We start from the raw sequence: 16,987 nt of genomic DNA, 5'->3' as shown, positions 1-16,987 counted from the left end.
TAATGATTAGCATATGAGCGGTATTGGTAATTTTACTTGTCAAACTAAAATAATCGCTGGAAAATCAAATACTACTTTATCAAAAGCATTTTGCGGCTATGAATAAATTCATTTACAGAACCTTGACTACCAGCCGTAGGGATTGCTTTTAGAAAATAGAAATAAAGCCCGCTTGCCAAACTACTGCTTTCAAAATTTATTGAAAAAGAACCGGCTTGCTGCACCATATTTACAAGTGTTGCAACCTTCTTCCCAGAGACATCAAAAATAATCAATTGCACCTGGCTTTGTTTTGGCAAATTATATTGAATTGTTGTGGAAGGATTGAAAGGATTGGGATAGTTTTGTTTCAAACTGTATTCAACAGGGATAACAGAGTTTTCGTCAAGAGATAAAATTTTATCAGTCACTTTAATTGTCAGTGTGTCCAAATCAACCGCGTTACTATCATCAAGTAAAGTGGCGAATAATTGTGCTTCACCAACAAACCCTTCGGCTGTTAAAACCAGGACCTTTTCTTCTTTGCTATAATCAGGGACTATATTTGAATCGGAAACGCTAATCTGCCAATGCAATTTGTTGATTGGAGAATCGATATCTTTTTCGCGCGATTCCAAATCGAAAACATAGGTTTCTGTATTTTCAAAAATCAAACTGTCAGGAAAGTTTATAATTTCCGGCGCATCATTTATAGAATTAAATTTTACTACAAAATGAGCTGAATCAGCAAGTTGTCCATCACTTATTTTTAGTAGAAATGTGTCCTGCCCAAACCAGTTTTGTGAGGCCGAAAACAAATAACTATCTTTGTTTGATTGTACAGAAACGGGTTCATTATTTCCAGTTACAAGATATGTTAGTTGCTCATCCGTATTATCCGGATCGCTTACATAAGGATACCAGTTGGAAAACATTTGCTCCAAAGAGACATCTTCATTTGAGATAAGTTGCGGAAGATCACTTATTATTTTTGGGGCATCGTTTTGTGGATTTACTGTAAAAACAGCCTCATCAGAATCGCTTAAATTTGCCGGATCTTTTGCTGTAAAAGTGATTGTCTCGCTGCCATTCCAATTTTCATTGGGCAGGTTTATTGTTGCCACCCTGTTGCTGTCGATGCTAACTACTAATTCCGAATTCCCGGTTGCCGTCCAAATTATTTCACTATCCAAATGGTCGCTGTCATCTACATAATTATCCAACGGAATTGAGTTAAAACTTTGGCCTTCTTCAATTGTCTGAGCAGGAATATTACTAACAACCGGGGCATTATTTACCAATGATACATTAAATGTTGCAGAATTATTATCACCCAAATTACCGGGGTCCTTTGCTGCAAAAGTGATCGTCTCACTGCCGTTCCAATTTTCATTAGGAGTGGTAATTGTCGCAATTCTGTTTTGATCAATTTCAACTTGTAATTCATTGTTTCCACTGTATGACCAGATCATTTCCGAATCACTGTTATCCACGTCGGAGACAAATTCGTCAAGGCTTATTGTATCAAATTGTTCTCCTTCGGCAATTGTTTGGTCCGGAATATTAGTTACAACAGGTGCATCATTGACGGCAGTAATTTTAAACAGAGCATTATCACTGTCGGCAAGACTTCCCGGATCTGTGGCCTGGAATGTTATAGTTTCAGAACCATTCCAATCCGAATTTGGTGGAATGATTGTCGCAACACGCGAACCATTGATGCTAACCTGCAAATCTGTATTTCCGGAATATTCCCAACTCATCTCAGCATCGGTGTTGTCCGGATCAGTTACATAATCATCCAATGAAATTGTTATAAAATTTTCGCCTTCAGCTATTGTTTGATCGGGGATTGCACTTACAACCGGAGGATCATTTTCAGCACCAACCGAGAAGACGGCCGCATCACTATCGCTGGAATTGCCAGGATCGGTTGCTGTAAATGTAATTGTTTCACTGCCATTCCACTGTGAACCCGGCGTAGTAATAGTTGCGATCCTGTTTGCATCAATCGAAACAGTTAGATCCGTATTTCCGGTATAGCCCCAACTCAAATCTGCATCTGCGTTATCAACATCACTCACATAGTTATCCAAACTTATTGTCGCAAACGTCTCCCCTTCAGCAATCGATTGATTTGGAATACCTTCAACCACAGGCGCATCATTTACGGCATTAACAACAAATATGGCAGAATTACTGTCTGCCAATGCACCGGTATCAGTTGCCTTAAAAAGAATTGTTTCACTTCCTGACCAATTGATGTTGGGAATTGTAATTGTTGCTACCCGGCTGGCATTGATTGTTACAGTTAACTGGTTATTGCCTGAGTAAACCCAGGAAATATCAGCATCGGCATCATCAACATCCATTACATAATTATCAAGAGGGATCGTTGTAAATGTGCTCCCTTCGGAAATAGTCTGATCAGGAATATCTGAGACAACGGGTGCATCGTTTACTGCTGTAATTGTAAAATCTGCTGTGTAATTATCCGAAAGAAGACCGGGATCGGTTGCTGTAAAAGTGATTGATTCGCTGCCGTTCCAATTTTCATCTGGAGCACTTATTGTTGCTACCCTGCTGGCGTTAATGGAAACCAATAAATCGCTTGTGCCGGAATAAGTCCAGTTTATTTCCGAATCCAGGTTGTCAATATCAGTAACAAAATCATCGAGTGAAATGGTTGTAAACGAAGCGCCTTCCAAAACTGTCTGGTTTGGAATATCAGAAACAACCGGAGCATCATTTACAGCATTTACAATAAATATCGCAGGATCAGAGTCAAACAATTCACCCGGATCACTGGCCTTAAAAGTAATTGTTTCACTACCCGACCATTCATTGTCCGGGATGGTTATTGTTGCAGTATTAAAATTATCAATGCTAACCGAAAGCTCGCTATTTCCGGAATATTCCCAGCTTAACTCTGAATCAGCATTATCCACGTCTGAGACATAATTATTTAAAGATATGGTTGCAAAACTACCGCCTTCATCAATAGTCTGGTCAGGAATACCTGTCATAACTGGTGCATCATTTACAGAGTTCACGGTAAAAGTAGCAGCATCGTTATCAGAAAGCTCACCAGGATCGGTTGCCGTAAAAGTAATTTGTTCCGAACCATACCAGTCTGCATTTGGTGCAGATATTGTAGCAACCCGATTTGCATCAATTGAGACAGATAATTCTTTTGGAGTTGAAGTGGACCAGCTTATTTCAGAATCTGCATTATCGATGTCGGAAACATAGTCATCAAGTGAAATTGTTGCGAAAGCAGCTCCTTCTTCAATAGTCTGATTCAGAATATCAGAAACGACAGGAGCATCATTTATATTATTTACAGTAAATACAACCGCTTGTCCACCGCTTGCCGCACCAGGATCGGTAGCAGTGAAAGTAATCGTTTCCGACCCATACCAGTCATTATTCGGTGTTTGCACTGTTGCTGTGTTTTTCTGATTATCGATGAAAACACTAAGATTTGAATTTCCCGAAGATGACCAGGTCATTTCGGCATCGGAGTGATTACCATCGCTGACAAATGAGTTTAACTGAATTAATGTAAAACTATTGCCCTCATCAATTGTTTGATTGGAAATCCCGCTCACTACCGGAACATCATTGGTTTTCATTTGGGTTAGATCAAGTTTCCAGCTTGTCAGAGACCCGCCATTGTTAAACCAAAAACTATCCCAGCCGCGTAAAAGCCACTGACCTTTTGATTGTTCACCATCAAATACAAACAGGCCATTATCCGGCTGAAAGGAACCATTGTAGGGTGATTTGCCATCGGTGATTGGTGTGCTTGCTTCATCATCCGTATGTGTGGACTGATATTCTGTTCCTGTGTTTTGCGATAAAATGGCGCTGGCTACATTAGATGGTGCTTCCACAATAATTGCAAAATCCTGGATCTGGCCATCCACGGAAACCGTCGCATCTGCATCCACAATCAGGAAATCATCTGCAATATCCAGGGTAGATGTAAACACCATTTCAAAAACATTATCCCAGTTTTTTGGTACATCGGTGCTGGTGTATGAATTTATCTGCAATTCAGCCACATGGTAAGAAAATGTTAATGGCGGGGCATTTTCAAGATCACCCAGTGTTGGAAAAGTTGATTTGTTAGCATTGGCTGAAGCATCTTCAGCATAAAAATAGTATTCTACCTGCGTTTCCCATTGCTGGCCGGGAATATTGAAAGTATACAAACCGCCCAATTCACTATCAGGTCCAATCTCAGTCCAGGAAGAAACTGTACCGCGATAATTTGTCCTGAAAAACAGGTTTGCTTTTGCAATTCCGGAATTATCTGAAATACTTACCTCAATTGTGCGTTTTCCGGTTTCAGCCGATGAGCTTATTCGGTTAAAAGAAAAATCAGGTACATCACCATCATCACCAATAGCCATTTGCACAGCATTGTGAGCATTAACGCGTCCGTAACCCACTTGTTTGTTCCAGCCTTTGCTATCATACATATATCGCTCAATTGGCTCGGCAGATTGTTGTAAAATATCTTGCACCTGGTCAGAAGTTAAAGAACCATCGGCAGACAATATTAAAGCAGCAGTTGCTGATACATGCGGGCATGCTCCGGACGTTCCATTAAAAGCATCATTATAAGCACCACTTGCATAACCGCTGCCATCTTTCAGGTTTGTAGTATAAACCAGTGTTGGGGCAACTAAATCCAGTTCAGAACCATAATTACTGCCAATAGCATAATTGCCATCACGGCTTCCCTGGCTGCTTTTTTCATTAAACATATTTGCAGCACCAACAGCAATTACATCGCTAAGGTTTGCAGGATAGCTAACTGTGCCATGCCCTTCATTTCCGGTTGAGAAAACAATGACGCATCCCTTGCCGCCACGCCCCTGCGTTTTTGCGCGATTAATTGCTTCCGTAACAACAGAAACAGGATTTGTACCACTCCAGCTGTTGCTTAGCACATCACAACCAAATTGCCAGGCATAATCAAATGAAGATGCTATTTCGGCATCGGTAGCACTGTTCATTTTAACAGGAAGAAGACCACTGGAATAAGCGATACCTGCGACACCTTCTCCATTATCTGCAACTGCTGCAATAATTCCTGCTACATTTGTACCATGGCCTTCAACATCGTTTCCGTCGTTCTGCTGGCTGGCAGTGAAATCTTTTCCTGGATCAACAATATTGGCCTGTAAATCAGGATGCGTTAATTCAACACCACTGTCCATAATGCCGACTAAAATATTTTGGCCCGGATTAATGCCATTATTTTTTAATATCTCCCAGGCCAGGTCAACATCCATATCTGCATCGTTAAACCCTTTAACCGTTTGTGGAAAACCATCGGGTGCGTGGTTTGCAACAGCCTGCCCCGTATTTATATGCGCCCATTGTTGTGAATAATATGGATCATTCACTGCATCGAGAATTTCATCATTTAAATAGCCGAAATTGGGATGGGCCCAAACTGTTTCTGTTAACTCCATATAAATATTTGCAGCAACCAGACCATTCATTTTTGCAGATTCGATCGTGGCCAGCAGATATGTCTGATCTGCAATTTTACGGATTATAGTTGCATCATTCTCAATGTTAATCCGTTCAATTTGCGGTTCATTTATGTTTGCATCAAAACGCACAACAAACTGATTGCTAACCAAAGAGCGTACTGAGTTTTTTATAAACACCGGCCCTGCAATAGAAATATCGCTCGATACGTTTAACCTATTTATCAGACTTGATAACTCACTTTCGGGAAACCTCTCACTAAGCTTTATCAACCGCTTGTTTTTTTGATTCAACGATTCAATGTTTTCAAAACTATTTCCTAAAACAGCAGATAGGATATTTCTTGCCCGGCTGTCATTTACAGCGTTTTTGAAAATAACATTCAGTTGATCTGTTTTTAGTTTTAAACCAATTGGCTCGTTTTGGTAAAAATATGTTTTTTCAATTGATTGTGAAAAAAGAGGATTGATTAGAAATGACAAAGAAAGTAATAAGATTCGCATCCCTGCTCCAAAATATACTTATGTAATTATTTGAGAAAATCAAATTGGATATGAAATATAAGAATACATTATTTTTTAAAGGATGCTATGAGTCACATTAAGCCATTTTGATTTATTTTGTAACAAAACAATAACAACGCCGTAGAATTTTTTAATTCCCCCACAAAACATGCAACATTACATATTTTCGAAACGTAATTTTGGAATCGATTTTCAGTTATTCCTGATTTACACAATCGGAAAATAAAACAATCCAGCACCAACACTAAACAACCAATTATTAGGAGGATAATATGACTAAACGTATTATTTATTTTGTTTCTTCACTGTTGCTTTTAGGGGGCTTTTCGCAATTAGCAGCGCAACAACCCTTATCTTTTTTAAAGGTAAGCCCACCGGCAAAGGTATCTCAAAATATTGCCACTTTTGTTGAGGTTTCTATAAACTATCACCGTCCAGCAGTAAACAAGCGCGAAGTATGGGGAACATTGGTTCCTTGGGGACATGCTCCCAATAATTTCGGTAATGGTAAGCCCATGCCGTGGCGTGCAGGCGCAAATGAAAACACAGTTATTTCATTTAGCCATAATGTAAAAATTGAAGGACAAGACCTCAAAGCCGGTTCTTATGGCTTGCACATGCTTCCAAGCGAAGATGAAGTCACAATTATTTTTAACAAGGATACGCAATCTTGGGGAAGTTTCTTTTATGAAAAAGAGAACGATGCTTTACGTGTAAGTGTAAAATGGCAGGATGTTCCTCACATGGAAAACCTGCTTTATGCTTTTGAAGATTTAACAAACAGCTCAGCCACAGCTTATCTGCATTGGGGAAAAAAGAAAATTGCTTTCAATATTTCCGTTGATCGCAATGATGTAATTCTTTCAAAATACAAAGAAGAGCTGACAACACTTCCAGGATTCAACCAGGCTGCATGGGGCCGGGCTGCACAATTTGCGCTAAACAACAATACACATCTTGATGAGGCCATGATTTGGATAGACAAAGCTTTGGGCATGAATGGCGGCGCTATTTTTGCTAATAAGCAAACAAAAGCGGGACTTTTGAGTTTACAAGGCAAAACCGATGAAGCTGATAAATTGATGGAAGGCGCAATGGCCGGGGCAACAGAAAACGAGCTGAACGCTTATGGTTATCAACTTCTGTTTGCCAACCCAAGCCGACTGGATGAGGCATTGAAAATATTTGAAGCTAATGTTAAAAATTACCCAACGTCATGGAATGTGTTTGACAGTTATGCAGAAGCATTAGGCAGAAAAGGCGATAAAAAAGGCGCAATTAAAAATTATGAAAAAGCCATGGAAATGGCTCCACAGGCACAACATGCCCGAATAAAAGCTGCAATACAGGCATTATAATATTTTCGGCTTTGGGAATTTAGAGAAATGGTTTGCCCCAAGTAATTCCATTAACCTCTTGCCCCAATTCCCAAAGCCTTTTAATTTTGCGTTCTAAAACCTTCCCGGTTTTAGAAACCTGGAAGGTTTAACTAAGGAATAATAAATGTTTGAACGCGATTTCATTTTAAGAATGATAAAACAACTTGCGCAGGTAATTGGTCAGGTTCTTAATTACAAAAAAAAGGGGCAATGGGAAAATGCCCAAATGGTTGTCGATGTTGCCACCAAACAATTGCTTGGTATAAATCCGGAAATTGTCGAGCGCCTCGATGCCGATGCATTAATCGAATTGTTTACTTATGATGGTGAGACTGACTATGATAAGTGCATGACTTTGGCTGTGCTATTAACTGAGCAGGGTGAAATTTTTGAACATCGCGGACAGGATACGGATAAAATATTCAGACAATATTTTCAGGGTTTTCATCTTTTCGAAATAGTTTTTCAGGAGCAGCAAAAGTATAAAACTGATTATGTTACCTATGCCTTATTTTGTTGTGAAAAACTGACTGAGTTTAAGATTGCACCTGAACTTTTATTCAGGATTTTTAAGTTTTATAAGAATCATAATTATTTTGCAAAAGCGGAAAATATTCTCTTTCTTTTGTTGGAGCAAAATGAAAATGATGCAAAAAAACACGCTATCAATTTTTATAAACAATTGCTTTCTTGTGATGACAAATTGCTAAATAAAGGTGAATTGCCACGAGATGAAGTTATTGAAGGGTTGGAAAAACTTACCAAAAGTTAAACTTTCCCTAAAGAAGAACTACACATACCAAAAAGAATTTAATTACAATTAACAACCCAGGTAGCATAAGCGAAACTTTACAAGGAATAAACGTGCGACTTTTACTTCTCTTATTATTTTTTTCTTTCCAGGTAAGCCTGTTGTCCGGGCAAACAGATTTGAACTACAACCCAAATGAAATTCAGGCAGCAATAAACAAACTTAATGTTTTGGGGAGTGTTTTATATATTGCTGCACATCCCGATGATGAAAACCAGGGTCTGTTGACATATATGTCCAAAGGACGAAATTACCGCACAGCCTATCTTTCACTGACTCGTGGCGATGGCGGACAAAACCTCCTTGGGCCGGAAAAAGGAGCGCTTTTCGGTGTAATCCGCACACAAGAACTTATTGCCGCCCGCAAAATAGATGGCGCCCGGCAATTCTTTTCCAGAGCAATAGATTTTGGTTATTCAAAAACGGCAAAAGAAACACTTTCCAAATGGGACAGAGAAACAATCTTAAGCGATGTTGTAAAAGTAATCCGTAAGTTTAAACCGGATATTATAATAACCCGTTTCACGGAAATAAATGGTGGGCATGGACATCATCTTTCATCGGCCATATTAGCTGAGGAGGCTTTTCATGCTGCTGCTGATCCTACCCGATTTCCTGAACAATTAGAAATCCTAAATACCTGGCAGGCCAAAAGAATATTTTGGAATACCTGGCAACCAAACAAAACAAGACCTACTTCTGCTTCCCCAATCCTTTCATTGGATCTTGGCACCTATTCATCATTGCATGGAATGTCGTTTCGTGAAATTGCATCAAAAAGCCGAAGTATGCATAAATCACAGGGTTTTGGCTCGTCGCCACCAAGGGGCGTTTCTCCAGATTATTATGAGCTTACGGCCGGTGATAGTGCAAATAATGACTTAATGGATGGAATTGAAACCAGCTGGAAACGCATTGAGGGTTCAGAGGATATTCAAAACCAAATTAATAAAATAAACCAAAAATTTAATCTGCAAAACCCGCAAAGTATAATCCCAGACTTGGTCAACCTTTATAAAATATTATTACAAAAAGAAAGCAGTTTTTGGATTGAAGCTAAGAAAAAAGAAGTGCAAAACCTGCTTCAAATGTGTAGTGGATTATGGCTTGAATCGATCGCATTTGATGAATCTGTAACACCTGGAAAATCGATTAAAATTAAAAGTGCTATTATTAACAGATCGGCCTTTCTTGTAAAACTGAATTCGATCAAACTGAGTTACCTTGAAAAAGAAACGGTAAATCAGCAACTGGAAGAAAATAAACCGACAACGCTGATCAGCACCGTAACAATCCCAAAGGATGCCCGTTTTACCCAACCTTACTGGCTGGAAAATAAACCGGGAGAAACCATGTTTAACGTAAATGATGAATTTTCCGGACAACCAGAAGGGCCGCCAAAACTACATGCTGAAATCAATCTTTCATTTAATGATGTTAAACTGGAGTTTGTTGTACCAGTTGAATATCGCTGGAACGATCCTGAGGATGGTGAACAGTTTAAACCCGTTGTAATTTTACCTGATGTAAGCCTGTCTTTCAACGAAAATGTTTTTGTTTTTAAAGACAAAAAATACCGTCAAATAAATGCTGTTGTAAAGGCAAAAAGAGACAGTGTTTCGGGTTTACTAAAACCGGAAATCCCAAAAGGATGGGAAATAGAACCCCATGAGTTTCAGTTTGAGCTAACAAAGAAAAATGAGCAGTCCACATTTGCATTTAAAATCCGGCCAGGAAACAACGCTGAAAATGGCATAGTTAAGTTGGTGGCCACAACCGGAGACTCAAAATTTTACGATGAAGTTATCGAAATCAACTATCCGCATATTCCGGTTCAAACTGTACTGCAGCAAGCAGAAACAAAACTTGTAAAGCTAGCTGTAAATGTGCCCGAACTAAAAATTGCTTACATCATGGGTTCAGGAGATGAAATCCCTCAGGCTTTACAGCAGATTGGTATTTCTGTTGAATTGCTTTCCGATGAGGATTTAATAAATGCAAATTATGCCCAATATGATGCTGTTGTCTGCGGCGTCCGTGCTTTTAATACACGAGAAAAACTGGGTCTTTATCAAAAACGTATTTCAGAATATGTAGAAAAAGGCGGAACCTGGATTGTGCAGCATAATACACGATTTGGAATTCAGGTCGCACAAATTGGGCCTTTCCCGTTTGTTTCCAGAGGCCGCGATCGCATATCCGAGGAAGATGCTGAAATGGATTTCTTGAAACCTGCGCATATCGTATTTAATTACCCAAACAAAATAGTCGATTCTGATTTTGATGGCTGGGTCCAGGAGCGAGGAACTTATTTAGCAGAATCCTGGCAAGGAAAACTATCTCCATTGCTGGCGGGAAATGATCATGGCGAACCAGCAAAACTGGGCAGCCTGCTTTATGCTCATCATGGAAAAGGTGTTTTTATTTTTTCTGCATTGTCCATGTTCCGGCAACTTCCGGCAGGTGTACCGGGCGCATACCGCCTTTTTGTAAATATGATTTCTGCAAAACAAAAACAAGAATTAATCAACCACTGATTACACGGATTTACACTGAAGAATAACAAACTAAGTTAACGAATTAGTAATTTATTATTTTTTCTTTTTAGATCTGTCTGTGAGTATCTGTAGCAAAAAAGAAAAGAATGTTATGAGCAAACTTGAAGAAGCACCACCCATTTTTAAAAGCTGGCCAAGATTTTACTTTGCAGTATCAGCAAATCTAATCTTATTACTGGTTTTGTTTTATGCCTTTACAAAGGTGTTTGAATGAGTCCCCTTCGACAAGCTCAGGGAACACATTAGACCAACTCAGAAACAATATTGTGGTGGCTGAGCTTGTCGAAGCCACATCACTTATCAAATTTAGGAAAATATGAGCACAATCGATTGGGTGGTGATGTCCGCCTTTTTGGGTTTTATAGTAATTTACGGCACCTGGAAAAGTAAAAGAAGCAAAAATCTGCAGGAATTTCTTCTTGCCAATAAAAGCACTCCATGGTACATGGTCACACTTTCCATAATGGCCACTCAGGCCAGTGCTATTACTTTTCTTTCTACGCCCGGTCAGGCATTTGTGGATGGAATGCGTTTTGTTCAATTCTATATTGGGCTGCCCATCGCAATGATTATTCTGTCCATTACAGCCGTCCCCATCTATCATAAAATGAATGCCTTTACTGCCTACGAATATCTTGAAACACGTTTCGATTTAAAAAACCGGGCGCTCGGCAGCATACTGTTTTTAATCCAACGTGGTCTGGCTGCCGGTTTTACAATTCTTGCACCGGCCTTAATTCTTTCCGTTTTACTTGGATGGGATTTAAACGCAACAATTATTGTGATTGGTATCCTGGTGATTATTTACACCGCAACCGGCGGCACAGATGCCGTAAATAAAACCCATCTTCTACAAATGGGTGTCATTTTTTTCGGGATGATTGCGGCATTTGTTATGATCTTCAGGTTGCTCCCGGATGATATTTCTGTTTTGGATGCCCTGCATATTGCAGGCAAATCTGGTAAGCTAAATGCTATTGATTTTACTTTTGACCTGGGTAATAAATACACTTTCTGGAGCGGGCTCATTGGCGGAACATTTTTAGCTCTTTCTTATTTTGGAACCGATCAATCTCAGGTGCAACGTTATCTTTCCGGCTCATCGATAGCTCAATCGCGCACAGGTTTGCTTATGAATGGCATCGTAAAAATACCGATGCAATTTTTCATATTGCTGATTGGGGCAATGGTTTTTGTGTTTTACCAATTCGTTGAACCACCGCTTTATTTTAACCCGGTTGAAGAACAGAAAGTGCATTATTCTGAGCAAGCCGGTCAATATGAAGCTTTGGAAAAAAACCACAAAACACTGCATTCTGAAAAACAAGATATTCTGCGGTCAATGCTTTCGGCCAATGACCAAAACCATGAAAACAAACTTCTCTCGCATCAACAAGAAGTTTTGGCTATTGAAGACCAGATGAAAGATTTGCGGCAAGAAGCCAAGACCCTTATAACGCAGGCAAATCCGGCTTCTGATGGGAATGATACGAATTTTATTTTCCTTACTTTTGTAACCAGCTTTTTACCCATTGGGCTGATAGGATTGGTGCTGGCTGCTATTTTATCTGCTTCCATGTCAAGTACATCAGCTGAGCTAAATGCACTTGCATCGACGACTGTGGTTGATATTTATAAACGAATGCTTAAACCGGGCGCCCCTGAAAAACACTATCTTTTTGTTTCAAAAGCTTCAACTGTTTTTTGGGGAATTTATGCTATAGGTTTTGCCCTGTTTGCCAATCAACTTGGAACCCTGATTGAAGCTGTAAATATTTTAGGATCACTGTTTTATGGTACAATATTGGGAATCTTTCTGATCGCATTCTATTTTAAAAATATAAACGGCACCGCCACCTTTCTTGCAGCATTGATTTCAGAAGTGTACGTATTTGGATTTTTCTTCTTCACTGATATCCCTTATTTGTGGTTTAACTTTATTGGCTGCACCCTTGTTGTCATTTTGGCTTTTATTTTTGAATATGGACCGGTAAAAAATCGGGCTTAAAATAATCAAAATTTGATATTTTTTTTATGAATTTTTGATTCGTAGTTCAATCCTTGTTTTTAAAGTAGAGGTATTCCTCTCATTCAGAACGAAGTAAAACGGAATGAAAAATCTCATGCCATGGGATGCTTCAATTTCACTCAGCATGACAGTAACCAATCTAAACAAATAGATAAACGAAAATGGCTAAATACAAAACTAAAATAGAGTATTTTCATTTTATTCCTTTTTATCTGATCCTGTTTCTTTTTTCATCTATCTACGCCGAAAATAAAATAATCCATCATTATAAAGTAAGCATATCCAAAGATTTACAAACACTCTTTGTTGAAGCAAATTTTGGCAATATTTCATTTTATCACCTCTATGCAGGATCCAGCTCCGGCACTGACCATATTAAAAATATGCGCATGATCAGTGGCAGGAAAACATTCACCTACAGCCCGGAGAGCTATGAACTTGCTTTGGGAAAAAATGGCCGCAATAGTAAAATGCTTTACCAGTTTGATATTTCTTCATCAATTGGAACCGGCCGCCGGGCATCTGTTCAAAAAATTGGTGATGATGTAATCTTACCACCCGATTTATGGTTATGGCGTCCATACGAATTGGAAGAAAATGAACAAATTATTATTGAATTCGATTTTCCAGCTAACATAAATTTTTCTGTCCCATGGCAAAAAACAGCTCACAACAAATTCCTCGTTGACCGTTCGCCATACGATTGGCCCGCTGTGGCTGCATTTGGTACTTTTAATATTGATACAGTTGAAGTGCCCGGTTGTAAACTTGCGGTTGCTTTTCTTGATGGTAATTATTCAACATCTAAACCAGAACTTTTGCATTGGATAAAAAATGCCGCAACATCGGTTACAAAAGTTTATGGCGAATTTCCTGTTAAAAATGCCCAGGTTTTAATTATTCCTGGGGGCAAGCGTAGAGAGCCCGTTCCCTTTGGGATGGTTGTTCGCGGCGGTGGGTTAAGCATTCAGTTTAATATTGATCCATCGCGGCCAGTTGAGGAATTTATTGCTGACTGGACTGCCACACATGAACTCAGCCACAGCCTGCTGCCTTACATTAAGAGAAAGGAAATGTGGCTTTCAGAAGGCCTGGCAACATACTATCAATATGTTTTAATGGGACGTGACGGACGTTTATCTGAGCGCCAAGCCTGGCAACGAATTTATAATGGTTTTCAAAAAGGTAAACGCAATTCCTCAGGGAAAAGTGTGAAACAGACAGCTGAAAATATGGGTCGCTATCACGCCTATCCATTTGTTTATTGGACCGGCGCTGCAATGATGTTAAAAGCCGATGTTGCACTAAGGAAAGAAAGTTATGGCCAAAACAGCCTTGACATCGTTTTAAAAAAAATAAGAAACAGATTAATTCCCGCAACCCGAACATGGGGCGGACGGGAGATGCTTAAAGAAATGGATCTGGTTGGCAAGACTACGGTTTTTATGAAGCTATATAACAAACATATTTATGCCGATGAATTTCCGGTTGATGAATCATATTGGGAAAAGCTGGGCATTTTAATTGAAGATGGTGAAGTAAGGCTGACAAATAACGCACCTTTGGTTCATATCCGTAAACAGATTATTCCTCCGGAATAAGTTTAAACTCAACTTACCAACATCTTACCTGTTTTTAGAAAATGATTTATTGCTGATTCCCACCACAACATTGATTCTATAAAACTATTTTCGAGATTGTACTTAATAATCTCATTTTGTTGCTCATTTAGTGCTGTATAAAGATATTCAATATAGGTATTTGTCTGACTGTTAGATTTTGACGATAGTTTAATATTGATTCTAACAGTAGTCTCATTTGGTGTCACTCTAAAAAACTCGATTTCATATTTTTCTGGATCATAGTTTGTAACATGCCACACGGTTTCCGATTCTCCATGGTGCGGAGTTGTAAAAACACAATTTTTTTCTATTATACCTGACTTGCTGTGTATCATTTTACAATCCCAACCATCCAGCCACTCTTTCTCCCGAACAGGGCATAATAGCTGAAAGACTTTTTCAGGCGAGGCATTATTTACCTGAGTGTATGAAAATACTTTTTGAACACCTTTAAAGCTCATATAATTTTCCATTAAGTGATTTATGAAAACACCATTCCAAACGCTATGGCTTTGTCATATTCTTTGATTATGTGAAATCCCATTTTTTCGTAATATTGGATTGCGCCTGGATTTGATTTCCCAACTTGAAGATGAACCGAAGGGATTTCTAATTCGCGCAACTTGTTCAGAAATATTTCCATCAATTTTCTTCCAATACCCTTGCCTTGTGTAATTGGCAAAAGGTCAATGTGCAGGTGTGCCGGATAATCCGTCAAATCTTGATTTACAATATGGCCTTTGTGAATTAAGCGAATTATGTGTGCATCTTTTGATGTATTATTTGCATTAGGAAGTGGATAATTTTCTCTCAATTTTGGAAACCATTCATTTTCACAGGTTTCATAAAACTGTTCGGAATTCTGCGTTCCAAGAATGTAACCACATGGTTTTCCCGAACAAGTCACCACGAAGCAAAGATTTGGTTCCAGCACTGCATAGGGCGCCGCATAAAAATGTCCCAATATTTTTGGATCATCGTAATGTTCTGTAGCGTCCTTACCGCTATCGCCGGTTTTTAGGCAGATATCGTAAAGCGCAGTCAAATCAGATGGGTTATAAAGCCGGATTTTTGTTTCCATAAATCAATTATCAAAAAAAACCTTCCAGGTTTTTCAAGACCTGGAAGGTTGCTTATAAAGTTTTATTTTGCAAGATAGTCAATTACCTTTTCAAGAGTAGCGCTACATACCGGATCAAAGTCGACCAGGCTTAAACTAAACATGCGGCAGTTTGCAGCCGGGCGGTATAATCCAAATCGCTCATATCCGGCGCCTTCAAAAGCCCCAACTTTACCGGTAAATTTGCTGTTTTCTAAAATCTCATTTTGCCTGGAAATAAACGGCTCTCGTTTATCATAATATCCCGCCGCTAATCTGTCTAACTTACTGCGCTCTGCAGCAACACCGTCATATTCTTCTTTTTCCCATGGTGTTGGTAATGGAATTTCTTCTTTCATAAAGCTTTTCCATTTTATATTTTTTGGATCAAGCAAGGCTGTTACGTTTGCTTCCCATGGTTCAACACCCGCTGCATAAAACTCATCGTATCCTGTGGATGAGCTGTAATATTCATCACCAAGCCCGGCAAAACTATGGCCAAATTCATGAACATAAACATATTCCATTTGCCATTCCTGGCCTTTAGTATCAACGCGCATGTAGTTAGTGGTATAAAGGTTATAAATTCCACCGCCGCCATAGCGGTTATCATTTATCAGGATATTAACGTAATCATACGGCACAAGACCTGCTGCATCACGTAAAGCTTTATTGTTTTCTGTAAGGACATATCGAGGAGAATTAAAAGAATAATAACGGCAGCCCAACGCATTATTTTTCCAAATATTTTTATCCGGTTTCGAAATGCCGGATTCTTCAGAAACAACTTCCACTAACCAGACATTAAAATCATTCTTGCGTGATTTAAATGGTTCTGTGTTAAACATGGCATCATTATGATATTTGGCATCTTTACGAAATTGCTCCATCTCTTCTTTTGTATAACCGTCACCCACAATTACAATATCCACTTTTTCTGAGGATGGTCCATTTTCCATCAATGCAGAAACTTTATAGCCGGGTTTATTTACAGCTTTATTCATTATAGCATCATTTGTTGGATCAATTTCCGTAACCCATTTTTCCACAAAATTCATTTTTTTATCGCGGCGGTAAATGCCCATTTTAATTTTTGATTTTGGCATTGGCAATAACAAGGTTTCATGGAAAGTATGATGATTAACTTTGGCATCCGGTGTGGTTTGCCATTCATTGAAAATGGTTGAATAACCTCTGGAATAAATCATTTTACCGGAGGCTGAATCAAAGACACGTACCTGGTATTCACCAAGATTTAGGGTTGTGTTCAAATTAGTCTGACTGCCTGCCCAGATACCGGCATCATAAATCTGATCAATGGCAAATAGCTCACTGCCTTTTGTACCGGAATGGTAATAATCCACGCGCATTGTTTTGTCTACAAAATAATCACTAAAATTTTGCGCGAAAAGAGTGCCGGAAAAAAACAACAACATGATAAATATAAAAATGCGTTTCATTGTGCCTCCAAAAAA

General features: G+C 39.0%; 9 protein-coding genes. 5 read left to right on the top strand and 4 right to left on the bottom strand.

Annotated elements, in window-relative coordinates; translation table 11 throughout:
- Positions 1-71 precede the first annotated feature (71 nt).
- Entirely contained in the window at positions 72-5,993 is a 5,922-nt protein-coding gene (locus tag HND50_10935) for a tandem-95 repeat protein (protein NOG45742.1), read from the bottom strand.
- A 293-nt stretch (positions 5,994-6,286) separates the two neighbouring features.
- Here HND50_10935 and HND50_10930 point away from each other — a divergent pair, with 293 nt between their 5' ends.
- From HND50_10930 to HND50_10910, 5 genes are all read left to right on the top strand, one after another.
- Positions 6,287-7,372, top strand: coding sequence for a DUF2911 domain-containing protein (locus tag HND50_10930; protein ID NOG45741.1), 1,086 nt, complete (start codon positions 6,287-6,289; stop codon positions 7,370-7,372).
- Positions 7,373-7,517: 145 nt separating this feature from the next.
- Positions 7,518-8,165 carry a hypothetical protein gene (locus HND50_10925; protein ID NOG45740.1) on the top strand — a complete coding sequence of 216 codons (648 nt, stop codon included), beginning with the start codon at positions 7,518-7,520 and terminating at the stop codon, positions 8,163-8,165.
- Between the two features lie 92 nt (positions 8,166-8,257).
- Positions 8,258-10,741, top strand: a complete 2,484-nt coding sequence (locus HND50_10920) for a PIG-L family deacetylase (GenBank protein NOG45739.1) — start codon at positions 8,258-8,260, stop codon at positions 10,739-10,741.
- 337 nt (positions 10,742-11,078) lie between these two features.
- Positions 11,079-12,770, top strand: coding sequence for a sodium:solute symporter (locus HND50_10915; protein ID NOG45738.1), 1,692 nt, complete (start codon positions 11,079-11,081; stop codon positions 12,768-12,770).
- Between the two features lie 182 nt (positions 12,771-12,952).
- Positions 12,953-14,392 carry a hypothetical protein gene (locus HND50_10910; GenBank protein ID NOG45737.1) on the top strand — a complete coding sequence of 480 codons (1,440 nt, stop codon included), beginning with the start codon at positions 12,953-12,955 and terminating at the stop codon, positions 14,390-14,392.
- An 8-nt stretch (positions 14,393-14,400) separates the two neighbouring features.
- Here HND50_10910 and HND50_10905 read toward each other — a convergent pair whose 3' ends face one another.
- The 3 genes from HND50_10905 to HND50_10895 form a co-directional block, all read right to left on the bottom strand.
- Positions 14,401-14,874 carry a hypothetical protein gene (locus tag HND50_10905; GenBank protein NOG45736.1) on the bottom strand — a complete coding sequence of 158 codons (474 nt, stop codon included), beginning with the start codon at positions 14,872-14,874 and terminating at the stop codon, positions 14,401-14,403.
- A 20-nt stretch (positions 14,875-14,894) separates the two neighbouring features.
- Positions 14,895-15,494, bottom strand: coding sequence for a GNAT family N-acetyltransferase (locus tag HND50_10900; protein ID NOG45735.1), 600 nt, complete (start codon positions 15,492-15,494; stop codon positions 14,895-14,897).
- Between the two features lie 62 nt (positions 15,495-15,556).
- Complete coding sequence (locus tag HND50_10895) at positions 15,557-16,972, bottom strand: peptidase M64 (protein NOG45734.1); 1,416 nt, start codon at positions 16,970-16,972, stop codon at positions 15,557-15,559.
- Between the last annotated feature and the right edge of the window lie 15 nt (positions 16,973-16,987).

The organism is Calditrichota bacterium (assembly GCA_013112635.1).
Classification (GTDB): Bacteria; Calditrichota; Calditrichia; order Calditrichales; family J004; genus JABFGF01.
This window is presented reverse-complemented; position numbering and strand designations above follow the sequence as displayed.

What these genes read in the sequence shown, in the direction of transcription:
- HND50_10895 (NOG45734.1), bottom strand. Translation starts at nt 16,972, where the DNA reads ATGAAACGCATTTTTATATTTATCATGTTGTTGTTTTTTTCCGGCACT.
- HND50_10935 (NOG45742.1), bottom strand. Translation starts at nt 5,993, where the DNA reads ATGCGAATCTTATTACTTTCTTTGTCATTTCTAATCAATCCTCTTTTT.
- HND50_10925 (NOG45740.1), top strand. Translation starts at nt 7,518, where the DNA reads ATGTTTGAACGCGATTTCATTTTAAGAATGATAAAACAACTTGCGCAG.
- HND50_10930 (NOG45741.1), top strand. Translation starts at nt 6,287, where the DNA reads ATGACTAAACGTATTATTTATTTTGTTTCTTCACTGTTGCTTTTAGGG.
- HND50_10910 (NOG45737.1), top strand. Translation starts at nt 12,953, where the DNA reads ATGGCTAAATACAAAACTAAAATAGAGTATTTTCATTTTATTCCTTTT.
- HND50_10915 (NOG45738.1), top strand. Translation starts at nt 11,079, where the DNA reads ATGAGCACAATCGATTGGGTGGTGATGTCCGCCTTTTTGGGTTTTATA.
- HND50_10900 (NOG45735.1), bottom strand. Translation starts at nt 15,494, where the DNA reads ATGGAAACAAAAATCCGGCTTTATAACCCATCTGATTTGACTGCGCTT.
- HND50_10905 (NOG45736.1), bottom strand. Translation starts at nt 14,874, where the DNA reads ATGAGCTTTAAAGGTGTTCAAAAAGTATTTTCATACACTCAGGTAAAT.